Raw genomic sequence first — 22,650 nt, 5'->3', positions numbered from 1 at the left:
CAACGCCATGGACCTGCTGAACACACTGGTGGACAAGGGACTGCGGCGCGAGTTGCCGACCCGCGAAGAGGCGCTGGCCGTGCTGGCGACCTCCGATGACGAACTGCTCGATGTCGTGGCCGCGGCCGGAAAGGTGCGCCGCCAGTGGTTCGGGCGGCGGGTCAAACTCAACTATCTCGTCAACCTCAAGTCGGGCCTGTGCCCCGAGGACTGCTCGTACTGCTCCCAGCGGCTGGGCTCGAAGGCCGAGATCCTCAAGTACACCTGGCTCAAGCCGGATGACGCGTCCAAGGCGGCCGCGGCCGGGGTGGCCGGCGGCGCCAAGCGCGTCTGCCTGGTGGCCAGTGGCCGGGGCCCCACGGACAAGGACGTGGACCGCGTCTCGGAGACCATCTCCGCCATCAAGGAGCAGAACGAGGGCGTGGAGGTCTGCGCCTGTCTCGGGCTGCTCTCCGACGGCCAGGCCGGCCGGCTGCGCGCGGCGGGCGCCGATGCGTACAACCACAACCTCAACACCTCGGAAGCCACCTACGGCGACATCTGCACCACGCACGACTTCTCGGACCGGGTGTCCACCGTCCAGCAGGCCCAGGCGGCCGGCATGTCCGCCTGCTCCGGGCTGATCGCCGGTATGGGCGAGAGCGACGCCGACCTCGTCGATGTGGTCTTCGCACTGCGCGAACTGGACCCGGACTCCGTCCCGGTCAACTTCCTGATCCCCTTCGAGGGCACCCCGCTCGCCAAGGAATGGAACCTCACCCCGCAGCGCGCGCTGCGCATCCTGGCGATGGTGCGGTTCGTCTGCCCGGACATCGAGGTACGGCTGGCCGGCGGCCGCGAGGTCCATCTGCGCAGTCTCCAGCCGCTCGCCCTGCACCTGGTCAACTCCATCTTCCTCGGCGACTATCTGACCAGTGAGGGCCAGGCCGGCAAGGACGACCTCGCGATGATCGCGGACGCCGGGTTCGAGGTCGAGGGCACGGACACCACGACGCTGCCCGAGCACCGCCGCCAGGACGGCGACACGGCGGCCGGCGAGTCCGCGGACGCGGACGCGGACGGCGACTCCGAGGAGATCGCCGCCACCCTCTCGGCACCGTCCGACGACACCCGCCGTGATCTGGTCTCGGTGCGCCGCCGCGGTGCCGGTACCGACCTGCCGCCCAATGCCTGAGCCGCTCACCCCCGGCGAACTGCTCGCGCTCGACCGGCAGCATGTGTGGCATCCGTACGGGCCGATGCCCGGCAAGGCCGCACCGCTGCTGGTGGAGTCCGCGTCCGGTGTCCGGCTCCGGCTGGCCGAACCGGTCGAGGGACAGGACGAGTTGGTGGACGGCATGTCGTCCTGGTGGTCGGCGGTGCACGGCTACAACCACCCGGTCCTCAACGAGGCCGCGCAGGGCCAGCTGGGGCGGATGAGCCATGTGATGTTCGGCGGGCTGACCCATGAGCCGGCCGTCCGGCTGGCGAAGCGGCTGGTCGACATCACCCCGGAGCCGCTGGAGCATGTCTTCCTCGCCGACTCCGGTTCGGTGTCGGTCGAGGTCGCCGTCAAGATGTGCCTTCAGTATTGGCGCTCGCTCGGGAAGCCGCGCAAACAGCGGCTGCTGACCTGGCGGGGCGGCTATCACGGCGACACCTGGCAGCCGATGTCGGTGTGCGATCCGGACGGCGGGATGCATGAGCTGTGGCAGGGGGTGCTGCCGCGGCAGATCTTCGCGGACGCCCCGCCGGCCGGCTTCGACGCGGCGCCGGACGAGGCGTACGCCGCGCAGCTGCGCGAGCTGATCGGCCGGCACGCCGAGGAGCTGGCGGCGGTGATCGTGGAGCCCGTGGTGCAGGGGGCGGGCGGGATGTCGTTCCACTCCCCCGGCTATCTGCGGGTGCTGCGGGAAGCCTGCGATGCGCATGACGTGCTGCTCGTCTTCGACGAGATCGCCACCGGCTTCGGCCGTACGGGGGCCCTCTTCGCCGCCGGACACGCGGGCGTCGCACCCGATGTGATGTGCCTGGGCAAGGCGCTGACCGGCGGGTATCTCACCCTGGCGGCGACGCTGTGCACGGCGGCGGTGGCGGACGGGATCTCCCGCGGCGCACTTCCGGTGCTGGCGCACGGCCCCACCTTCATGGGCAATCCGCTGGCCGCGGCCGTCGCCGATGCCTCGATCGAACTGCTGCTGTCCCAGGACTGGGCGCAGGAGGTCAAGCGGATCGAGGCCGGGCTGCTGCACGGGCTGGCGCCGGCCCGGAGCGTCGCCGGGGTGCGTGACGTACGGGTACTCGGCGCGATCGGTGTCGTCCAGCTCGACCACGAGGTGGACATGGCGGCCGCGACCCGGGCGGCGGTCCGGGAGGGCGTCTGGCTGCGCCCGTTCCGGGATCTGATCTACACCATGCCGCCGTACATCACCGGCGACGGCGAGGTGGCGCGGATCTGCGCCGCGGTGTGCGCGGCAGCGCGCGAGGGCTGACCGCACGGGCGGCGGTGGCCGGGTGTCCGCGCCCCGCCGCCCGGCATCCCACCACCGGTTCCGGTACGCACCGGGCACACGCAACATTCCCAGTCATCGCGCGCGGGATCGGCCGCGCAGAGTCGGAGGCACAACCATGTCGGTGCTGTTCGTGACGGGCACGGGCACGGAGATCGGCAAGACCGTGACCACGGCCGCGATCGCCGCGGCGGCGCTCGCCCGGGGCCGTTCGGTGGCCGTGCTCAAGCCGGCCCAGACCGGCGTCACGGCCCACGAGCCGGGTGATGTGGCGGAGGCCGAGCGGCTGGCCGGCCCGGTCACCGGCGTCGAACTCGCCCGCTACCCGGAGCCGTTGGCGCCCGCGACGGCCGCCCTGCGGGCCGGTCTGCCGCCGGTCGGCCCGCGGGACATCGCCGAGGCCGCCGCCAAACTGGCCGCCTCGCACGACCTGGTGCTGGTCGAGGGCGCGGGCGGGCTGCTGGTCCGCTTCGACGCGGACGGCCATACGCTCGCCGACGCCGCACGGCTGGCCGGGGCCCCCGTACTGGTGGTCGCCCAGGCGGGCCTGGGCACCCTCAACGCCACCGCGCTGACCGCGCTGGCCCTGCGCTCGTACGGGCTCGACTCCCCGGGCGTCGTCATCGGCAGCTGGCCGGCCGAGCCCGACCTCGCTTCCCGCTGCAATCTGGCGGACCTTCCGGACGCCGCGGGCGCCCCGCTCCTCGGCCTGGTCCCGGAGGGCTCCGGCGGGCTCACGCCGCACGCCTTCCGCACCGCGGCCCCGGACTGGCTGGCGCCGGCGCTCGGCGGATCGGGCGCGTTCCCTATCCCTTCGTGACACCCGTGATCCCCTCGTGACACCGTGCGGCCGCGGGCACCCCGCCGCACGGGCGGCGCGTGGTGAGCGAGGACGGGAGACGTACGGCCCCGGCCCCCGGTGCGGAGCCGCTCCCGCCTCGTACGGATGTCCGGCCCGCTGACGGGGTGGCTCCCGGTGACTCCCTTCGCGCCCGGTGGGGAAACTGACTCCAGGAGCGGGCAGCGTCGGCGAAGGGGTCCGTCATGTGGCAGCGCAGAAGAGTTCCGCAGGGCACGGTGCACCACCCGGTGTTCGCCCGTTTCTATGCGAACTGCTGTGGTCCGGCCGCGGATGCCCGGGCGGGGGTGGCCGCGCTCCGGAAGGAGCTGCTGACGGGCGCCACCGGCCGGGTCATCGAGGTCGGCGCGGGCACCGGGCTGAATTTCGCGCACTATCCGGGGACCGTGTCGGAGGTGGTGGCCATCGAGCCGGAGCCGACCCTGCGGGAGGTGGCCCGGTCGGCGGCGGCGCGTGCGGAGGTGCCGGTGGATCTGGTGCCGGGGGTGGCGGAGGCGCTGCCGGTCAAGAGCGAGGCGTTCGACACCGCGGTCGCGTCCTTGGTGCTGTGTTCGGTGCACGAGGTGCAGCGGGCCCTGCTGGAGCTGCGGCGGGTGCTGCGGCCGGGCGGTGAGCTGCGGTTCTTCGAGCACGGGCGGGCCGCTGGGCGGGGGCTGGCGGCGGTGCAGTGGTCGCTGGACCGGACGGTCTGGCCGCTGCTGATGGGCGGCTGTCACACCGGCCGGGACCCGTTGGGCGAGATCCGCACGGCCGGATTCGAGGTGCTGCGGGTGCGCCGGCTGCGGGTGCCGGAGCGCGGGCCGACGCTGCCGACCTCACCGGCGGTGCTGGGCACGGCCCGGCGGCCGGCCGGCTGAACGGCCCGCCCGATGCGGCGCTCAGACCGTCCAGGTGCGCAGTTCGTCCGCGATGACCCGGACGTCGGCCGTACCGTCCTTGACCAGGCGGGCGAGGTCGCGGACCTGCTCGGGGGAGGTGGCGATCTTCAGACCGCTGGCGACGAGGTAGCCATAGGCGACGGCGGTCGCGAACATCGCATTCGCTTCCTCCAACGCCGGTACCTGGAGCAGGAGTTGGAGCAGCGCGGCGGCACGGTCCTGGGGGTCGGTGTAGACGGGCACACCGAATATCTCGGCTTCATGGCGGCTGACGGCGGCCACCAGAGCGCCCCAGTCGGTGACCTGGGGGTCTCCGGGGGTGTGCTGTTCGGCGATCAGAAGGAGCCAGGCGAGGTCGATGCGCAGTGTCACGTGGTGCCCGGCAGTCCTTCGTGGTCGGTGGTGCCCGGGGTGGCAGGGGGGCTGCCGTCTTGCCGGCCGAATTCCTCGGCGAAGACCCGCTCGTACTGCTTCATGAAGTCGGAGGCGGCCTCGACGAAGGTCTGGCCGACCTCGCCGGCGTCCTTGAGGACGAGCTCCTCGATATAGCGGTTCATGCTCACTCCCCGCTGCGTGGCGCGCTCTCGCGCCGCTTCAGCAGTGGCTTCGTCCACCCTGACGTTCAGCTGCGTCTTCGCCACCCCTTAAAGCTAGCGCGCCTGCGCTAGCAGCGGCAAGCGGCGGGGCGGCCGAGATCCCGGGGCCCGCCTGTCCGGTTGCCCCGGTGCACGGCATCCGGACGGGCGGCGCCCACGGCCCGGCTTTACCTGTAGCCGAAGTCCTGGGTCCAGTAGGCCCGGTGCTTGCCGCCCAGGGCGACACCTATGCCGGTGCCCTTGGAGTGGCAGCCGAGGATGTTGGCCCGGTGGCCGGAGCTGTGCATCCAGGCGTCGAACGCGCCCTGGGGAGTCGTCGGCCAGGCGTCGATGTTCTCCGCCGAGGCATCGTCGTACCCCGTGGCGTCGGGGGTGGCGCTGCCCGAAGCCTGGGGGAAGGCTTCGTTGGCCGTCGCGTTGTCCTGGGAGTTGAACACGGCGAGCGATCCGCCGAGGACACCGGCCGCGGCCAGGACGCCGAGCGGGATCATCCGGACCCGGCGCCGGTGCGCGCCGCGCGCCGCGCGCTTCACCGAAGAGAATTTCACGTTCAACTAAATCGTCTCCATGGGGGAATGCCGGAACGGAAAGCGGCGGGCGCAGGGCAGCGACATCCGCTCCCCACAGGCCCGTTCGGTCACCCAAACCGCCTTTCCGAGAGCAGGGGGCACCGTAACAAAGCAATCCCTCGCTCCTCCCGCCCAGCATTCCCCCCTTTTACCTAAAGGAGTTGCCGGGCCAATACACTTCAGATGCTGCGAATCGAGAGAAGTTCGCAGGTCCAGCCCATCCCGAAAGGCTTCGACACAAAGGAACTTGCACCGGGGACACGGCGGCCGTTGGTAAATTGCCCGCGAGTTCCGTACGATGCCGCAGCGCCTTTCCACGCCCGTTGCAGGGAAAGGGAATTGCGGGCCAGGCACAGAATTTCTGGGCCTGGGAGGGAAGGTTCTTCCGCCCCGCATCGGGCTGTGGGCGGCCCCTTTCGCGGGCGTCCTCACGGGTGTCCTAACGGGTGTCCGCGAAGCCTCGTACGTCCTCGGGGTACAGCGGGCGGAGCGGATCGAGGATGCGGGCGGCCTGCTCGCGCACGCTGAACACCGCTCCCCCGTCGCACCGCCGCCGGGACCGCGCCCACAGGAAGTACAGCGGCGCGGTCACGGTCAGCCCGACGAGCCAGGACGGAGCCGCGCCGCCGAAGTACGCCGCCATCGGGCCGGTGTACGGGCCGGTGGCGAGGAACGGCACCTGGACGGCGAGGCCCAGGGCGTACGAGCCGAGCGCGACCGGGTCGAAACGCCCGTGGCGGTCGTCGTCCGGAGCGTCGGCCTCCGCGGCGTCGTGGCCGCCGTGACGCCGGAGAGCGACCTCGACGACATGGATCACCGCCCAGGGCACCAGCACGGCGAGCAGCACCAGGGTCAGATCGGTGAAGCGCGGCACGAAGTCGCCGGCGAGGCCGAGGGCGAGGGCCGGTCCGCCGGCCAGGACAAGAGCGCCGGCCGCGCCACGGACCCAACGAGCCCGCAGTGGCTGCCTGAAGGTGAGGGGCGTAGGCACGGCGTGGTAGAGGTTGAGCGCGCTGTGGTGGAGGACGATCAACAGGAAGAGTGCCAGCAGCACCGGCGCGAACGCCCCGGCCGCGGCGTCGAATCCAGCAACCGGGTCCGGGCCCGGGCAGGCGGGGGCGACGACCGCACCGGCGAGGAACGGCAGCAAGGAGCCCAGGCAGGAGCCCCCGTAGGTCGCCCGGAAGGCGGCGGTGCGGGCGGGCCGGGGCAGCGGGCGCGCGGGGTCCGCGACGTACGGGGCGAGGGCCGGCTGCCACAGGGCGCTGAGAGCGACCAGCGCGAACCAGCCGGCGAAGGTGAAGCCGCCCCGGGTGAGGGCGTCCGACGGCAGGCCGCGGGCCACGACGACCGCGAGGCCGGCCAGGCTGCCGAGGGCGAGGACGACCGCCGCCGCCTTGTGGAGGAGGTGGCGCAGGCGCCGGCCGGTCAGGCAGAGCAGCGCGGAGCCGACGGCGGCGAGCAGGATGCCCGCGCCGACCGGCAGGTCGGGGGCGAGGGCGTGCAGCGACCGCCCGGCGAGCACGAGGTGCGCGGCGAAGAACGCGAGGTACACGGCGGCCGCGACGGCCACGCCCGGCAGGGCGCCCGGCGAGCCGAACCGGGCCCGGCTCCGGAGCCCTCGCGGCTCACCGGACCGCGGGCCCGACGCCCACCGCCACGCCGTGCACACCCCGCCGAGCAACTGCCCGACCAGCACCGCCAAGACGCCCGACCACAGCGGCTGGTGGCAGACCTGCACCGCCATCGCCCCGGTGACCAGGGCCAACGGGGCGATATGGGTGCCGAACCCGAGGGTGAACAGCGCACGGGCACCCCCGTGCCGTGCGCTGTCCGGCACCTCGTCGGCGGTGTGGGTGTCGACCGCGCCGGGCTGCGCGGCTCCGTGCCGATCGGTCACGGCGGCCTCCTCGTGGCTGGCCCGCGCGGGGTCGCGGGCTGGTGGGTGACGGGACGGCCAACCGGCGGACGGGCAGCGTGGAGCTGCCGGATGACCGGTGGGGCGGCGGCCGACGAGGGGGGCTGAACGGAGTCTCGGGTACCAAGGCCACCAGGTCAATGACCAAGATCCGTCCTCCCCGGGATCTCCATGTGCTGCGGGGCCGGGTGCGGCCCGCCAACCGTTGCGTGCGTCGCGGGGCGTGCCGCTGCCGATGCGGCCGGAGCCGATGCCGCACGATGTGACGTCGCGGGCCCGGCCCACGGAGGGCAGCGACGGACCGGACCGACCGCGACCGCACCGGCCATCAGGAGGACCACGCCGTGTCCGTCCCCGCCCCCGTCCCGCATCTGAAGCGCAGTCTGCGGCGCTTCGACATCATGGCGATGGGCGTCGCCGCCGTGATCTCCTTCGATGTGATCGGGCAGATCGCATCCGGCGGCGGGCAGGCCGTCACCTGGATCGCGGTCATCGCGGTGACGTTCCTGCTGCCCTACGCCCTGGTGTTCGCCGAGACCGGGGCCGCGTTCCCGCAGGAAGGCGGGCCCTATGTCTGGGTGGAGGTGGCCTTCGGGCGGCCGGCGGCCGTGCTGACCACGATGTTCTACTGGGTCACCAACCCCGTGTGGCTCGGCGGTTCGCTGGTCTTCGTGGCGGCCGGGGCATGGGACGGCTTCGTCCTCCCGCTCGGCTCGGGCACGGTGGCGGACTACGCCTTCAAGCTGGCCTTCATCTGGGCCGCGATCCTCACCGCGGTGGTCTCGCTGCGCCGGGGCAAGTGGATCACCACGGCCGGTGCCGGGGCCAAGGTCCTGGCGCTGGCCTTCTTCACCGGTACGGCGGTGGCGTACGGGATCCAGCACGGCTTCCGGGGTCTCCAGGGCGCCGGCTTCGCCCCCACCGGGGTGGGGTTCCTGGCGCTCGTGCCGGTGCTGCTGTTCGCGTTCGTCGGCTTCGAGGCGCCCAATGCGGCGGGCGACGAGATGCTCGCCCCGCAGCGCGATGTGCCGGTGGCGATCGGGGTGTCGGGGGCCATCGCCACCTGCTGCTATCTGCTGCCGGTGCTGGCCATTCTCTCGGCCGCGCCGCCCGGCCGGGTCACCGGTGTCGGCGGGTTCATGGATGCCGCCCGGCTGGTCTTCGGGATCTACGGCGACGGGCGCGAGCCGGTGCTGACCTTCGTCGCGGTGCTGTTCGTGGTGGCGCTGCTGACGCAGGGCAGCGCCTGGATGATCGTCGCCGACCGGATGCAGGCGATGGCGGCCACCGACGGCGGGTTCTTCAGCCGGGGCCTGGGCGCCTTCCACCCGCGGCTGGGCACGCCGGTCCGGATGAATCTGCTCTCCGGGGTCACCGCCACCGTGTTCATGGCCGCCGCGATGAACCTCGCGAAGGGGGACGCCTCGGCGGTCTTCGGCGTGGTGCTGACCGTCGCGATCACCACCCTGCTGCTGTCCTATCTCGCGGTGGTTCCCGCGCTGCTGGCGCTGCGGCTGCGCCACCGCGAGGTGCCCCGGCCCTACCAGGTCCCGTTCGGCGCCCGCGGTTTCACTGTCGCGACGCTGCTCGTCTACGCCTGGATCGTGCTCGGCTCATGGGTGGCGCTGTTTCCCGGCACACTGGAGCAGCTCTTCGGCCTCCCGTACGACTTCCGGGCGGTCTGGGGCGTTTCCCGGCTCACCTTCGAGGCGTTCACCCTCGGCACCGTCGTCCTGCTGCTGGCGGTCGCCGTCGCCGGGTACCTGACGCAGCGCCTGCGCGCCCGGCCCCGGGACGAGGAGCGCGAGGCCGGCCCGGCCCGATAGCGCCGGCGCCGCGCGGTCCCGGCGGGCGGGCCTACTGCTCCGGCTCGGCGACCCGGAGCAGCAGTGCGTGCAGCAGCTCCCGTTCGCCGGCATCGAGCGGGACGAGCAGCTCGTCGGTGACCTGACGGCTGGACTCGTCGGTGTCGCGCAGGGCGCCGCGGCCCTGGTCCGTCAGGACGACGATGCGGCTGCGGCGGTCGCCGGGAGCGGGCCGGCGTTCGACGTAACCGAGGTCCTGGAGATCGTCGACCAGGCTCACGATCGCGCTCGGGTCGTAGCCCAGCCGTTCGCTCAATTCCCGTTGCAGGGCGCCTTCCACGGTCGTCAGATACCGGAGCAGGGCGTAGTGGCGCAGCCGCAGGCCGTACTCCTGGAGCGCCGTGTTGAACATGCTCCCCGACCGCAGGCCGAGGCGGTACAGCAGGTAGCCGGTGTCGGCGTGGAGGGCGCGCATCCAGGGGACGTCGGCGTCGGTCTCGGCGATCTCTGGCTCCGGTGTGAGGTCCCGTGGGAACGGGAGCGTGGGCGGGGTGGGGCCGTCTCAGCATGGCGCATACCGAGGTTCACGGCAACTATTGACGACAACAATGATTGGTCTTAGCTTCCTTCAGGAGAGTCGGACCGCGCCGAGCCGCAGCCCAGGGCTCCCGCACCTCCCTCCCAAGAGAAGGAGCACATCGCCGTGTCAGACCCCACTCCCCCTTCCACCACCGACCTCAGCGGCAAGGTGGCCGTGGTCACCGGCTCCGGCCGGGGCCTCGGTCTCGCCTACGCCACCGCGCTGGCCCGGGCCGGTGCCGCCGTCGTCGTCAATGACGTGGACGCCGGGATCGCCGGGCAGGCCGTCCGGTCCCTCACCGATGCGGGCGGCCGGGCGGTGGCCGAGGTGGTGGCCGTCGGCACCACCGAGGCCGCGGACCGCCTGGTCGCCCGCGCCGTCCAGGAGTTCGGGCGGCTGGACATCATGGTCACCAACGCCGGGATCCTGCGGGACCGCGTGCTGTGGAAGATGACGGACGACGACTTCGACAGCGTCGTCACCACGCATCTGCGGGGCACCTTCACCTGCGCCCGCGCCGCCGCGGTCCGGATGCGCGAACAGGGCGAGGGCGGCCGCCTGATCCTGATCGGCTCGCCGGCCGGCCAGCGCGGCAACTTCGGCCAGACCAACTACGCCGCGGCCAAGGCCGGTATCGGCGCCATGGTGCGCACCTGGTCCATGGAGCTGGGCCGGGCGGGCATCACCGTCAATGCCGTCGTGCCGGTGGCGGCGACCGCCATGACCGAGACGATCCCGGCCTTCGCCCCGTACGTCGAGGCCCTGCACCGCGGTGAGCCGCTGCCGGAATTCCTGCGCAAGGGCGAGGGGTTCGGCAGCCCCGAGGACTGTGCCGCGCTGCTGCCGTTCCTCGCCTCCGACGCGGCGCGTGATGTCACCGGGCAGTGCATCGGCATCGGGGGCGACAAGCTCGCGCTGTGGTCGCATCCGCAGGAGGTCTCGGTCGCCTACGCCGACGGCGGCTGGACACCGGAGGGCATCGCGGCCACCTGGCAGCACTCGGTGGGCAGCGCTCCGCAGACGGTCGGAATCCCCGCTCCCAAGGCCCCGGTGACCCGATGAACCCCGACGAGCTCGTCGCGATCGACGTCCACACCCATGCCGAGGTCTCCGCCAAGGGCGGCCACGCACTGGACGACGACCTGTATGCCGCCTCCAGCGCCTATTTCAAGGTCGAGGGCAAGCGCAAGCCCACCCTGGAGGAGATGGCCGCGTACTACCGGGAACGGAGGATGGCCGCCGTCGTCTTCACCGTCGACGCCGAATCCGCCACCGGCACGCCTCCGGTGCCCAACGAGGAGGTCGCGGAAGCCGCGGCCGCCCACCCCGACGTCCTCATCCCCTTCGCCTCGCTCGACCCCTTCCGGGGCCGGGCCGCCGTCAAGCAGGCCCGCAGGCTGGTGACGGAGTACGGCGTCCGGGGTTTCAAGTTCCACCCCAGCATCCAGGGCTTCTTCCCCAACGACCGCGGCCTCGCCTACGCGCTGTACGAGGTGATCGAGGAGACCGGGTCCATCGCGCTCTTCCACACCGGCCAGACCGGCATCGGCGCGGGCGTGCCCGGCGGGGGCGGCATCCGGCTGAAGTACTCCAATCCGCTGTATGTCGACGACGTCGCCGCCGACTTCCCGCAGATGAAGATCATCCTGGCGCATCCGTCGTTCCCCTGGCAGGACGAGGCACTCGCGGTCGCGACCCACAAACCGGGCGTGCATATCGACCTGTCCGGATGGTCGCCCAAGTATTTCCCGAAACAGCTCGTCCACTACGCCAATACGCTGCTCCAGGACAAGGTGCTCTTCGGCTCCGACTTCCCCGTCCTCACCCCCGACCGCTGGCTTGCCGACTTCGCCGGGCTCCCGCTCAAGGACGAGGTCCGGCCGAAGATCCTGCGGGACAACGCCGCCCGGCTTCTCGGGCTCGCCGGTCCGAACCTCGAATCCCGCTCCTGACAGGGAGATTGTGATGCGCAATGAGGGACTGGGGTCATGGCCCGCCCGCCGGGCCCGTAAGACCCCCGGTCGCACCGCCCTCCTCCATGAGGGCGCGCCGACCTCCTATGCCGCACTCCACGAGCGCACCGCCCGTCTGGGCCACGCACTGCGCGAAGCGGGGGTCCGGCGCGGCGACCGGGTCGGCTACCTCGGCCCCAACCACCCGTCCTTCCTGGAAACGTTCTTCGCGGCCGGTCTGCTGGGCGCGGTGTTCGTACCGCTCAACACCCGCCTCGCGGCACCCGAGATCGCCTACCAGCTGACGGACTCCGGGACGAGTGTGCTGGTGCACTCCCCGGCGCAGGCAGCCGTCGTCGACGAGCTGCGGGGCGCCGTGGACCTGCGGAGAACCGTCACCGTGGGCCCGGAGTACGAGGAGCTGCTGGCGGCTTCGTCGCCCGGCCCCGTCGACGAAGCCGTCGGCGGCGACGAGGTGGGCCTCATCATGTACACCTCGGGCACGACGGGCCGCCCCAAGGGCGCGATGCTCACCCACGCCAACCTCACCTGGAACGCGGTCAATGTCCTGGTGGACAGCGATCTGACGGCCGACGAGGTGGCGCTGGTGTCGGCGCCGCTGTTCCATACCGCCGCGCTGAACATGCTCACCCTGCCCGTGCTGCTGAAGGGCGGCGCCTGTGTCCTGACCGAGTCCTTCGACCCCGATGCGACCCTCGACCTGATCGAGGAGCACCGGGTGACGTTCATGTTCGGGGTGCCGGCCATGTACAGCCGGCTCGCCGGGCGGCCCCGCTGGCAGCAGGCGGACCTCTCCTCGCTGCGCACCCTCACCTGCGGCGGCGCACCGGTCCCCGGCTCGCTCATCGAGACCTACCAGCGCCGCGGCCTGTCGTTCCTCCAGGGGTACGGGATGACGGAGGCGGCCCCCGGGGCCCTCTTCCTCGACGCCGAGCACGCCGTCGGCAAGGCCGGCTCCGCCGGTGTCCCGCACTTCTTCAGCGAGGTACGCGTCGCCCGGCCCGACCTGACGCCGGTGGACGTGGGAGAGACGGGCGAGGTGCTCGTCCGCGGGCCGCATGTCATGCCCGGGTACTGGGGTCTCCCCGAGGAGAGTGCGGCAGCGTTCACGGACGGCTGGTTCCGGACCGGGGACGCCGCACGGATCGACTCCGACGGCTATGTCACCATCGTCGACCGGCTCAAGGACATGATCATCTCGGGCGGGGAGAACATCTACCCCGCCGAGGTCGAGGACGCGCTCCTCGCCCACCCCGATATCGCCGAGTGCGCGGTCATCGGCGTACCCGACGACACGTGGGGCGAGGTCGGCCGGGCGGTCATCGTCCCCCGCGAAGGAGCCGTGCCCGACCCGGCCGGGATCCTCGCCTCACTGGCCGGCCGGCTCGCCAAGTACAAGATCCCGAAGACCCTGGTCGTGGCCGGTGAACTCCCGCGCACCGCCTCGGGAAAGCTCCTCAAACAGCAGGTCCGCGCCCGGTACGGCGCGCTCTGACCACCGCCCCTTCCGTTCTGACCACCGCCCCCGTTCCGCCCCTCCCCGAGGAGAATCAAGGTGACTGTTTCCGTCCACGGCATCGACGAGCTCAAGAAACTGTCCGGCAGCACGCTCGGCACCAGTGACTGGATCGACCTCACCCAGGACCGCGTCAATGGATTCGCCGATGCCACCGGCGACCACCAGTGGATCCATGTGGACGTCGAACGCGCGCGGCGGGGGCCCTTCGGCGGCCCCATCGCGCACGGCTATCTGACCCTGGCACTGTTCATCCCGCTGTTCACCGACCTGCTGGAGGTCGAAGGCGTCACCACCAAGGTCAACTACGGCCTCAACAAGGTCCGTTTCCCCGCCCCCGTCCCGGTCGGCAGCCGCCTCCGGCTGACCGCCGTCCTCGCCTCCGTCGACGACATCAGCGGCGGTGTACAGATGACGGTGGACGGCACCATAGAAATCGAGGGCGGCAGCAAACCCGCCGCCGTGCTCCAGAGCGTCACGCGCTTCTACGTCTGAGCCCGCGGGACCTGGCTCCTCCTCGACAGGAAAGGGGTCGCCGAGGAGGCCGGCGCTCTGCTTGGCTCACCCCATGAGCGATCTCCACATCCGCAGCGCCACCCTGTCGGACCTCGACGCCGTATTGACGTTCTGGCGCACGGCCGCGGAAGGAACCAGCATCAGCGACGACCACGACGGAGTGGCCCGGCTCGTCACCCGGGACCCGGAGGCCCTGCTCCTCGCCGAGCGCGACGGCGCCCTCACCGGCACCGTGATAGCGGGCTTCGACGGCTGGCGCTGCCATCTCTACCGGCTGGCCGTCCACCCCGGGCACCGCAGGCAGGGCATCGGCACCGCACTGCTGGCGGCCGCCGAGGAGCGGTTCCGGGCGCTGGGCGGCCGGCGCGGCGATGCGATGGTGCTGGACCGCAATGCGCCGGCGCAGCATGCGTGGCGGGCGGCGGGTTACGCACCCGAGCCCCAGTGGAGCCGCTGGGTCAAACACCTCGACAGCTGAGTCCGGCGATCCCACGCGCGCAGAGCCCGTCCCGGCCCCGGGGCGGGCTCTTTGTTCACCAGCGACTTTGCTGACCCTTTACCATGGTGTTCCCCCTCTTCAGTGAAAGGTGTGTGAGCGTCCAGACATGGGCGAGCCTCCCAGTTGCCGGGCACCGTCCCGACAGAGCGCGAACCTCCCGATCCTGTTCGATCATGGGACGGAGGTGACTCGATGACCGACCTGCTCTTTCTGGGCGTGGCGCTCCTCCTGACCCTGGCCTGTGGTGTCTTCGTCGCGGCCGAGTTCTCGCTGACGACCGTCGAGCGCAGCGAACTCGAGCGCGCCGCCGAGCGCGGCGAGCGGGGCGCGGACAGCGCCCTGAAGGCGGTCCGCGGTCTCACCTTCCAGCTCTCCGGCGCCCAGCTCGGCATCACCGTCACCGGCCTGGTCATCGGCATGCTCTCCAAACCGGCCATCGCCACGCTGCTGGCGGGCCCGCTGGATGCGATGGGCCTGCCGCGCTCGGTGGCGGATTCGCTGGCCGTGGTCCTCGGCACGGCGATCTCCACGGTCGTCCTGATGGTCGTCGGCGAGCTGGTCCCGAAGAACTGGGCCATCTCCCACCCGCTGGCCGTCTCGAAGAAGGTCGCCACCGCCCAGCGCGGCTTCAGCGCCGCCTTCCGGCCGCTGATCCGGCATCTCAACAACACCGCCAACCGCACGGTCCGCCGGATGGGCCTGGAGCCCACCGAGGAGCTGGTCTCGGCCCGCGGCCCGCAGGAGCTGGTGGCGCTGGCCCGGCACTCCGCCAGGGAGGGCGCGCTGGCCCCCGACACCGCCGAGCTCTTCGTCCGCACCCTCAATCTCGCCGATCTGACCGCGGAGAACGTCATGACACCGCGGGTGCAGGTCATCGCGCTGGAGGTGCAGTCCACCGCCGAGGACGTGGCCAACGCGACCCGGGCGACCGGGCTGTCCCGCTTCCCCGTCTACCGCGGCAGCCTGGACAGCGTCGTCGGGGTGGCGCACATCAAGGACGTGCTGGCCGTCCCGGCCGAGCGCCGCCCCCGCCACCCGGTCTCCGAGCTGGTCCGCGAGCCGCTGCTGGTCCCCACGACGCTGACCGTGGACCGGCTGCTCGACCGGCTCTCCGGGAAGCGCACGATGGCCGTGGTCATCGACGAATACGGCGGTACGGCCGGGGTCGTGACCCTGGAGGACATCGTTGAGGAAGTGGTCGGCGAGGTCCGCGACGAACACGACCCGCTGGAGACCCCCGACCTGGCGCCCGCCGGAACCGACGCGGCGGGCCGCAAGGCGTACCAGGCGGACGGCGCCGCGCGCACCGACCAGCTGGAGCGGATCGGCCTGCGGCTCCCGGAGGGCCCGTACGAGACCCTCGCCGGTCTGATCGCCACCGAGCTCGGCCGGATACCGCAAGCCGGCGACTCCCTGGAGGTGGCCGGCTGGTCGATGGATGTCCTGGACGCCACCGGCCACCGCGCGGCGCGGGTGCTGCTGCACGCCCCGCTGCCGGGCAACACCGACGAGCAGGAGAAGGAGGCCCGCCGATGACCGCGGTCCAGCTGTTCGTGGGCCTGCTGACGCTGGTCGTCAACGCCTTCTTCGTGGGCGCCGAGTTCGCCCTGATCTCGGTGCGCCGCAGCCAGATCGAGCCGTACGCGGAGCGCGGTGACCGCCGGGCGACCAGCGTGCTGTGGGGTCTCCAGCATGTCTCGGCCCTGCTGGCGGCGGCCCAGTTGGGCATCACCCTGTGCACCCTGGTGCTGGGCGCGGTCGCCGAGCCCGCCATCGCCCATCTCCTGGAACCGGTGTTCCACGCGGTGGGCATCTCGACCGCGCTGATCCACCCGATCTCGTTCGTGATCGCGCTGTCGCTGGCGACCTATCTGCACATGCTCTTCGGCGAGATGGTGCCGAAGAACGTCGCGCTGGCCGAGCCGGTGCGCAGCGCCCTGATGCTCGGGCCGCCCCTGGTCGCCCTGACCCGGGCGCTGCGCCCGGCGATCTTCGCGATCAACGCCCTCGCCAACGCGCTGCTCAAACTCCTGCGCGTGGAGACCAGGGACGAGGTGGCCGCGACGTTCTCGGACGACCAGCTCGCGAAGATGGTCGAGGACTCCCGGGAGGCCGGACTGCTCGACGAGCGGGCGCAGGAGCGGCTGCGCGACGCGCTGGAGCTGGGCCGCCGGCCGGTCCGGGACGTGGTGCTGCCGGCCGAGAAGGTGGTCTCCGCGCAGATGGGGATCACCCCCGAGGGGCTGGAGCGGCTGGCCGCCGAGTCCGGCTTCTCCCGCTTCCCCGTGGTCGACGACACCCGGCGCATCCTCGGCTATCTGCACGTCAAGGACGCCCTGGACGCCAGCCCCCGCAATCTGCCCTTCCCGGTCTCGGCGCTGCGCCCGATCGCCCGGGTGAGGGCCGCGACACCGCTGGACGACGTGCTGACGGCGATGCGCGGATCCAGTACGCATCTGGCCGCGGTGATCGGCGACGAAGGGCGGCTGGCCGGGCTGGTGACGATGGAGGACGTGCTCCGGGAGCTGGTGCTGCAACGCCCCGCGGCCTGAGGAGGGGGCGGTGAACCACCCCGCCTGACCGATCGGTCAGATTGCTGACCGATCGGTCAGGGCGTGCCGGGTGCCCCCGTCGTCGTCGAGCAGCATCTCGGTGATCACGCGGACCTGGCGGCGGTTGGCCTGCTGGTAGCCGATCATCGCCCGTACATAGGCGACGATCGCCTCCCGCGGGCCGGCCGCCCGCGCCGGCCGCTCGGTGACATAGGCGCTGAACTGCTCCATCACCTGCTCCAGCGCCGCCCGGGTCAGATTGTCCTTGGACGAGAAGTGGTAGAGCACCGCGGCCTTGGACAGTCCGGCCCGCTCGGCGATCGCCGAGAGCGAGGTCGCGGGGTGGCCCCGGGTGGAGATCAGGTCGATGGTGGCGTCGATGAGCTGCTGACGGCGGGCCCCTTCGGTGAACGTCGGCGCGTCGGGACCGCCGCCCCGGCGGGGAGTCATCGCGCGGCCACCTGTCTCTTTCCCCGCCGTCCGGACGCACCAGACCGTACATCGGGCCCGGCCGCACCAGACCGTGCATCGGGGGGATCCGCCGCACTCCGGGACCGGGCATACCGCGCGGTACGGCGGGCGGTAGGATCACCCCGCCATGGAGATGAATGCCCGTTACACCAGTTTCGTCGCGGTCGGTGACAGCTTCACCGAGGGAATGTCGGACGCCCTGCCGGACGGCTCGTACCGCGGCTGGGCCGATCTGCTCGCCGCCCGGCTGGCGGCCACGGCCCGGGGACCGGCCGGGGAGCCCGCCGCCGCGCCGGGCTTCCGCTACGCCAATCTCGCGGTGCGCGGCAAGCTCATCGGGCAGATCGCCGACGAGCAGTGCGGGCCGGCGGCCGCGATGGGCGCGGATCTGGTGACGCTGGTCGGCGGGCTCAATGACGTCCTGCGGCCCCGGTGCGACGTGGACCAGGTGTGTGCCCGGTTCGAGGATGCCGCCGGGCGGCTGGCCGAGGGCGGTGGGCAGCTGGTGCTGATGCGCAGCCCGGGGCGGCAGGGTCCCGTATTGGAGCGCTTCCGGCCGCGCATGGAGCAGCTGTTCGCGCACATCGACGAGGTGGCCGCGCGGCACGGTGCGGTGGTGGTGGATCTGTATGCGTCCCAGGCACTGTCCGACCCGCGGCTGTGGGCCGACGACCGGCTGCATCTGAACGCCGAGGGACACCGCCGGGTGGCGGAGGCGGTCTGGCAGGCGCTCGGGCGGGCCGCCGAGTCGGACTGGGACGCGCCGCTGCCGGCCGCCGCCCCGCCGGGCTGGGGCGCGCGGCGCGCCGCGGATCTGCGGTTCGCGCGCGAACATCTGGGGCCCTGGATAGGCCGGCGGCTCACCGGCCGCTCCTCCGGCGACGGCCGTCCGGCCAAGCGCCCCGAACTGCTGCCGTACGGGGACTGACACCGGGCGGCGCACGGGCTCCGGCCCCCCGCACCCGGCTTGGAGGAACATACAGCCGGGACCGGGGCGCTGGCCTGCGCAAACCGCCAGTAGACTCTGACCACGTGACTGCTGTGTCTGCGAAGCCTCGCATCCCCAATGTTCTGGCCGGCCGCTACGCCTCCGCGGAGCTGGCCGTGCTGTGGTCCCCCGAGTACAAGGTCAAGCTGGAGCGGAAGCTGTGGCTCGCCGTGCTGCGCGCGCAGCAGGACCTGGGGGTGGAGGTCCCCGAGCAGGCGCTGGCCGATTACGAGCGGGTCCTGGACGACGTCGATCTGGCCTCCATCGCCGAGCGCGAGAAGGTCACCCGGCACGACGTCAAGGCCCGGATCGAGGAGTTCAACGCCCTCGCCGGCCATGAGCAGGTCCACAAGGGCATGACCTCCCGCGACCTGACCGAGAACGTCGAGCAGTTGCAGGTGCGGCTGTCGCTGGAGCTGATGCGGGACCGTACGGTCGCCGTGCTGGCGCGCCTGGGCTCGCTGGCCGCCCAGCACGCCGAGCTGGTCATGGCGGGCCGCTCGCACAACGTCGCCGCCCAGACCACGACCCTCGGCAAGCGCTTCGCGACCGCCGCGGACGAGCTGCTGGTGGCCTTCGCACGGCTGGAGGAGCTGCTCTCCCGCTACCCGCTGCGCGGCATCAAGGGCCCGGTCGGCACCGCCCAGGACATGCTCGACCTGCTGGGCGGGGACGCCACCAAGCTCGCCGACCTGGAGCAGCGGATCGCCGCGCACCTCGGTTTCGGCCAGGCGTTCACCTCGGTCGGCCAGGTCTACCCGCGGTCGCTGGACTACGACGTGGTGACCTCGCTGGTGCAGCTGGCCGCCGCGCCCTCCTCGCTGGCCAAGACCATCCGGCTGATGGCCGGCCACGAGCTGGTCACCGAGGGCTTCAAGCCCGGCCAGGTCGGCTCCTCGGCGATGCCGCACAAGATGAACACCCGCTCCTGCGAGCGCGTCAACGGTCTGATGGTGATTCTGCGCGGCTACGCCTCGATGGCCGGTGAGCTCTCCGGTGACCAGTGGAACGAGGGCGATGTGTCCTGCTCCGTGGTGCGCCGGGTCGCGCTGCCGGACTCGTTCTTCGCGCTGGACGGCCTGCTGGAGACGTTCCTGACCGTGCTCGACGAGTTCGGTGCCTTCCCCGCCGTCATCGCCCGCGAGCTGGACCGTTATCTGCCCTTCCTCGCCACGACGAAGGTGCTGATGGGTGCCGTGCGCGCCGGCGTGGGCCGCGAGGAGGCGCATGAGGCGATCAAGGAGAACGCGGTCGCCTCGGCGCTGGCCATGCGGGAGCAGGGCGCGGAGCGCAACGAGCTGCTGGACAAGCTCGCCGCCGATGCCCGGATCCCGCTGGACAAGGCGCAGTTGGACGCCCTGATGGCGGACAAGCTCTCGTTCACCGGCGCGGCGGCCGACCAGGTGACGAGCGTCGTCACCCGGATCGGGGAGATCGCCAAGCAGCACCCGGAGGCCGCGGCGTACACCCCCGGCTCGATCCTCTGACACGAGGGTCCATGGGCTTCACCCCCGAGCAGCTGGAAGCCGCTCGCGACCGCCTCGTCCCCGACGTGGCCGCGAGCGGCCTTCGCGTGCTCTTCTGCGGAATCAACCCCGGGCTGATGACGGCGGCCACCGGCCATCACTTCGCCCGGCCCGGCAACCGGTTCTGGCCGGTGCTGCACGCGGCCGGCTTCACGCCGCGTCAATTCCGCCCCGCCGAGCAGGAAGAGCTGCTCTCCCTTGGCCTGGGGATCACCAATGTCGTGGCACGGGCGACGGCCAAGGCAGACGAGCTGACCGCACAGGAGTACCGCGAGGGCGGCCGGCTGCTGGCCGAGAAGGTGGCGCGGCTGCGCCCCCGCTGGCTGGCCGTCGCCGGTGTCACCGCGTACCGCGTCGCCTTCGACGACAAGAAGGCCGCGATCGGGCCCCAGCAGCGCACACTGGGCGACACCCGCATCTGGGCCCTGCCCAACCCCAGCGGGCTGAACGCCCATTGGACGGTGGCGGCCATGGCGGAGGAGTACGGACGGCTGCGCGCCGCGGCGTTCGCGGAGGGTGACGGCGCTTAAAGCCGTGCACCGTTCCGCCGGTCGTCACCTTGAAGGCATGTACATGCCTACCTGACGGTTCTACTCTGACGCCGCCCGCGCAGCCCCCACTCCCATACGGAGACTCCTGTGCCTGCCACGTCCGCGTCGCCCTCCGCCGCCGAGGCCCCCTCCTCCCACCGCATCCGCCGCTCCCACCGTCGCAAAGTCACCGCGCTCGCGGGGGCGTTCGCCCTGGCCACCGCCGGTCTCGGCATCTGGGCAGGCAACGGCTTCGGCGCCGAGGTCGCCGCAGCCGCCGTGCCCACCCCCGACCATGTGGTCGTGGTCGTCTTCGAGAACCACGCCTACGACCAGGTGATGGGCAGCTCCAGCGCCCCGTACCTCAACTCCCTGGCCGCCGGCGGCGCCGGCCTGACCGCTTCCTACGCGGAGACCCACCCCAGCCAGCCCAACTACTACGCCCTCTTCTCCGGCGACACCCAGGGCGTCACCGACGACAGCTGCGTCGACCCGGGGTTCAGCGACGCCCCCAACCTCGCCTCCGAACTGACGGCGACCGGCAAGTCCTGGGCGAGCTACAACGAATCGCTGCCGTCCGAGGGCTCGACCACCTGCAAGAGCGGCAAGTACGCGCAGAAGCACAACCCGTGGTTCGGTTTCAGCAACGTCTCCACCGGTTCGGCCCACACCTTCGACGCCTTCCCGACCGACTTCTCGCAGCTGCCCACCGTCTCGTTCGTCGTGCCGAACCTGTGCAGCGACATGCACGACTGCTCGGTGTCCACCGGTGACACCTGGCTGAAGAACCACCTCAAGAGCTACGCCGACTGGGCCAAGACCCACAACAGCCTGCTGCTGGTCACCTTCGACGAGGACAACCGGCTCAGCGGCAACCGCATCCCGACCGTGCTGTACGGCCAGCCGGTGCAGGCCGGCGCCACCTCGGCCACCACCTACAACCACTACGACGTGCTGCGCACCCTTGAGGACATGTACGGCACCTCCCACGCGGGCAACGCCGCCGACGCCAAGGACATCAGCGGTATCTGGGCCGGCTGACCCGTGTATCTCGCAGACGGCCGCCCGGCTCCCGCCACCTCCGTAGCGCCGGGCGGCCGGCGCACCGGCCGCGGCCGCCGCGTCCGCGCCGCCGTCCCCTCCACGGTGCTGGTCCTGGGCGCCGTCAGCCTCATCACCGACATCTCCTCGGAGATGGTCACGGCCGTGCTCCCGCTGTATCTCGTCGCCGAACTCGGGCTGTCCCCACTGGGGTTCGGGGTGCTGGACGGGGTCTACAACGGGGTGAGCGCGCTGGTCCGGCTGGTGGGCGGCCGGCTGTCGGACCGCGGCGGGGGCGCCGGGCACAAGGCGGTGGCCGCGGTGGGCTACGGGCTCTCCGCCCTCTGCAAGCCGCTGTTGCTGCTGGTGCACTCGTTGCCGCTGATCGGGGCGGTGCTGGCGGTGGACCGGACCGGCAAGGGGCTGCGGACCGCACCGCGGGACGCGATGATCTCCCTGGCCGCCGAACCGGCCGCCCGTGGCCGGGCGTTCGGGGTGCACCGGGCGATGGACACCGCGGGCGCCCTGTGCGGCCCGCTGGTGGCGTTCGTGCTGCTGCGGGCGGCGGCCGAAGGCTATGACGCGGTGTTCACGGTGAGCTTCTGTGTCGCCGTACTGGGCGTCGTCGTACTGCTGTTGTTCGTCCCGGGCCGCGCCCGGCCCGCCGCGGCGGACACCGCCGGACGGACCTCGGCCGGGCCACGGACACCGGCCGGCCCACGGACGCCGGTGCGCACGCTGCTGGGCCGGCCGGAGATTCGCCGGCTGACCGGGTGCGCCGTGCTGCTCGGGCTGACCACCGTCAGCGACTCCTTCCTGTATCTGACCCTCCAGCGGCGGCTGGACCTCCCGGCGGGCTGGTTCCCGCTGCTCCCGCTGGGCACCGCGGCGGCGTTCCTGTCGCTGGCGGTGCCGATGGGGGCGATCGCCGACCGGATCGGCCGGCGGCGGCTGTTCCTGGCCGGACATCTGGTGCTGCTGTGCGCCTACGGACTGCTGCTGGCTCCCTTCGGCAGCAGCACGGCGCTGTTCTGTGCCGTGCTCCTCCTGCACGGGGCGTTCTACGCGGCGACCGACGGAGTGCTGGCCGCCGCGACCGCCGACGCGGTGCCCGAGGACGCCCGGGGCAGCGGCCTGGCCGTGGTGCAGACCGGCCAGACGGCCGCGCGCTTCGTCTGCTCGCTCGCCTTCGGCGCCGCCTGGACCGCCTGGGGCGACCACACCGCCGTCCTCGCCGCGGCCGTCGGACTGGCCCTGGCCGCGGCCCTCAGCGCCCGGCTGCTGCGCCCGGCCGGCCCGGCGACGGGCCCGAACTCCCCCTCGGAGCACACACCGTGAACCGTA

23 protein-coding genes are annotated in these 22,650 nt (G+C 72.0%); 17 read left to right on the top strand and 6 right to left on the bottom strand.

Features of this window, described 5'->3' with window-relative positions; genetic code table 11:
* Positions 1–7 precede the first annotated feature (7 nt).
* The 4 genes from bioB (at position 8) to ACFWJW_RS16600 (ending at position 4,205) form a co-directional block, all read left to right on the top strand.
* Entirely contained in the window at positions 8–1,174 is a 1,167-nt protein-coding gene (gene bioB / locus ACFWJW_RS16615; RefSeq protein WP_387240912.1) for a biotin synthase BioB, read from the top strand.
* On the top strand, positions 1,167–2,471 hold the full coding sequence (locus tag ACFWJW_RS16610; RefSeq protein WP_387240909.1) for an adenosylmethionine--8-amino-7-oxononanoate transaminase: 1,305 nt from the start codon (positions 1,167–1,169) through the stop codon (positions 2,469–2,471). The genes bioB and ACFWJW_RS16610 overlap by 8 nt, the downstream gene beginning before the upstream one ends.
* Before the next feature lie 136 nt (positions 2,472–2,607).
* Positions 2,608–3,309: a dethiobiotin synthase gene (bioD, locus tag ACFWJW_RS16605; protein ID WP_387240906.1), complete on the top strand. Its 702-nt coding sequence runs from the start codon at positions 2,608–2,610 to the stop codon at positions 3,307–3,309.
* A 224-nt stretch (positions 3,310–3,533) separates the two neighbouring features.
* Positions 3,534–4,205: a class I SAM-dependent methyltransferase gene (locus ACFWJW_RS16600; RefSeq protein WP_387240903.1), complete on the top strand. Its 672-nt coding sequence runs from the start codon at positions 3,534–3,536 to the stop codon at positions 4,203–4,205.
* 21 nt (positions 4,206–4,226) lie between these two features.
* Here the strand turns inward: ACFWJW_RS16600 and ACFWJW_RS16595 are convergent, their stop codons facing one another.
* The 4 genes from ACFWJW_RS16595 to ACFWJW_RS16580 all read right to left on the bottom strand — a co-directional run bounded on the left by ACFWJW_RS16595 (position 4,227) and on the right by ACFWJW_RS16580 (position 7,291).
* Entirely contained in the window at positions 4,227–4,598 is a 372-nt protein-coding gene (locus tag ACFWJW_RS16595) for a fic family toxin-antitoxin system, toxin component (protein ID WP_387240900.1), read from the bottom strand.
* Entirely contained in the window at positions 4,595–4,867 is a 273-nt protein-coding gene (locus ACFWJW_RS16590) for a toxin-antitoxin system HicB family antitoxin (protein WP_387240897.1), read from the bottom strand. The genes ACFWJW_RS16595 and ACFWJW_RS16590 overlap by 4 nt, the downstream gene beginning before the upstream one ends.
* Before the next feature lie 122 nt (positions 4,868–4,989).
* A complete protein-coding gene (locus tag ACFWJW_RS16585) occupies positions 4,990–5,370 on the bottom strand; it encodes a CAP domain-containing protein (RefSeq protein WP_387240894.1) in 381 nt (126 codons plus the stop codon).
* Positions 5,371–5,830: 460 nt separating this feature from the next.
* Positions 5,831–7,291 (bottom strand): purine-cytosine permease family protein, encoded by a 1,461-nt coding sequence (locus ACFWJW_RS16580; RefSeq protein WP_387240891.1) that lies wholly within the window; start codon positions 7,289–7,291, stop codon positions 5,831–5,833.
* Positions 7,292–7,653: 362 nt separating this feature from the next.
* Between ACFWJW_RS16580 and ACFWJW_RS16575 the strand changes: the two genes are divergently transcribed.
* Positions 7,654–9,135, top strand: a complete 1,482-nt coding sequence (locus ACFWJW_RS16575) for an APC family permease (RefSeq protein ID WP_387240888.1) — start codon at positions 7,654–7,656, stop codon at positions 9,133–9,135.
* 31 nt (positions 9,136–9,166) lie between these two features.
* Here the strand turns inward: ACFWJW_RS16575 and ACFWJW_RS16570 are convergent, their stop codons facing one another.
* A complete protein-coding gene (locus ACFWJW_RS16570; protein WP_387240885.1) occupies positions 9,167–9,589 on the bottom strand; it encodes a MarR family winged helix-turn-helix transcriptional regulator in 423 nt (140 codons plus the stop codon).
* Positions 9,590–9,817: 228 nt separating this feature from the next.
* On the opposite strand from ACFWJW_RS16570, the gene ACFWJW_RS16565 reads away from it, so the two are divergent.
* The 7 genes from ACFWJW_RS16565 (at position 9,818) to ACFWJW_RS16535 (ending at position 16,750) form a co-directional block, all read left to right on the top strand.
* Entirely contained in the window at positions 9,818–10,756 is a 939-nt protein-coding gene (locus ACFWJW_RS16565) for an SDR family NAD(P)-dependent oxidoreductase (RefSeq protein WP_387240882.1), read from the top strand.
* Entirely contained in the window at positions 10,753–11,646 is an 894-nt protein-coding gene (locus ACFWJW_RS16560; RefSeq protein WP_387240879.1) for an amidohydrolase family protein, read from the top strand. The genes ACFWJW_RS16565 and ACFWJW_RS16560 overlap by 4 nt, the downstream gene beginning before the upstream one ends.
* 13 nt (positions 11,647–11,659) lie before the next feature.
* Positions 11,660–13,162: a long-chain fatty acid--CoA ligase gene (locus ACFWJW_RS16555; protein WP_387240876.1), complete on the top strand. Its 1,503-nt coding sequence runs from the start codon at positions 11,660–11,662 to the stop codon at positions 13,160–13,162.
* A gap of 60 nt (positions 13,163–13,222) precedes the next feature.
* A complete protein-coding gene (locus ACFWJW_RS16550; protein WP_387240873.1) occupies positions 13,223–13,678 on the top strand; it encodes a MaoC family dehydratase in 456 nt (151 codons plus the stop codon).
* Between the two features lie 73 nt (positions 13,679–13,751).
* Positions 13,752–14,177: a GNAT family N-acetyltransferase gene (locus ACFWJW_RS16545; RefSeq protein ID WP_387240870.1), complete on the top strand. Its 426-nt coding sequence runs from the start codon at positions 13,752–13,754 to the stop codon at positions 14,175–14,177.
* A 213-nt stretch (positions 14,178–14,390) separates the two neighbouring features.
* Positions 14,391–15,734, top strand: a complete 1,344-nt coding sequence (locus ACFWJW_RS16540; protein ID WP_387240867.1) for a hemolysin family protein — start codon at positions 14,391–14,393, stop codon at positions 15,732–15,734.
* A complete protein-coding gene (locus ACFWJW_RS16535; protein ID WP_387240865.1) occupies positions 15,731–16,750 on the top strand; it encodes a hemolysin family protein in 1,020 nt (339 codons plus the stop codon). Before ACFWJW_RS16540 ends, ACFWJW_RS16535 begins: the two co-directional genes overlap by 4 nt.
* Before the next feature lie 36 nt (positions 16,751–16,786).
* On the opposite strand, the gene ACFWJW_RS16530 is transcribed toward ACFWJW_RS16535, so the two are convergent.
* Positions 16,787–17,200, bottom strand: a complete 414-nt coding sequence (locus ACFWJW_RS16530) for a TetR/AcrR family transcriptional regulator (protein WP_387240862.1) — start codon at positions 17,198–17,200, stop codon at positions 16,787–16,789.
* Between the two features lie 148 nt (positions 17,201–17,348).
* On the opposite strand from ACFWJW_RS16530, the gene ACFWJW_RS16525 reads away from it, so the two are divergent.
* The 5 genes from ACFWJW_RS16525 to ACFWJW_RS16505 all read left to right on the top strand — a co-directional run bounded on the left by ACFWJW_RS16525 (position 17,349) and on the right by ACFWJW_RS16505 (position 22,644).
* On the top strand, positions 17,349–18,149 hold the full coding sequence (locus ACFWJW_RS16525; protein ID WP_387240859.1) for an SGNH/GDSL hydrolase family protein: 801 nt from the start codon (positions 17,349–17,351) through the stop codon (positions 18,147–18,149).
* 113 nt (positions 18,150–18,262) lie between these two features.
* Complete coding sequence (gene purB / locus ACFWJW_RS16520) at positions 18,263–19,696, top strand: adenylosuccinate lyase (protein ID WP_387241028.1); 1,434 nt, start codon at positions 18,263–18,265, stop codon at positions 19,694–19,696.
* A gap of 11 nt (positions 19,697–19,707) precedes the next feature.
* The gene (mug, locus tag ACFWJW_RS16515; protein ID WP_387240856.1) at positions 19,708–20,265 is read left to right on the top strand and encodes a G/U mismatch-specific DNA glycosylase; all 558 of its coding nucleotides are present in this window, start codon (positions 19,708–19,710) and stop codon (positions 20,263–20,265) included.
* Positions 20,266–20,427: 162 nt separating this feature from the next.
* Positions 20,428–21,306, top strand: a complete 879-nt coding sequence (locus ACFWJW_RS16510) for an alkaline phosphatase family protein (RefSeq protein ID WP_387241025.1) — start codon at positions 20,428–20,430, stop codon at positions 21,304–21,306.
* A gap of 3 nt (positions 21,307–21,309) precedes the next feature.
* Positions 21,310–22,644: an MFS transporter gene (locus ACFWJW_RS16505; RefSeq protein ID WP_387240853.1), complete on the top strand. Its 1,335-nt coding sequence runs from the start codon at positions 21,310–21,312 to the stop codon at positions 22,642–22,644.
* The last annotated feature ends 6 nt before the right edge of the window (positions 22,645–22,650 follow it).

The organism is Streptomyces sp. NPDC127097, assembly GCF_042724075.1.
Taxonomy (GTDB): domain Bacteria; phylum Actinomycetota; class Actinomycetes; order Streptomycetales; family Streptomycetaceae; genus Streptomyces.
The sequence above is the reverse complement of the archived record's forward strand: the minus strand, read 5'-3'. Positions and strand labels throughout refer to the sequence as shown.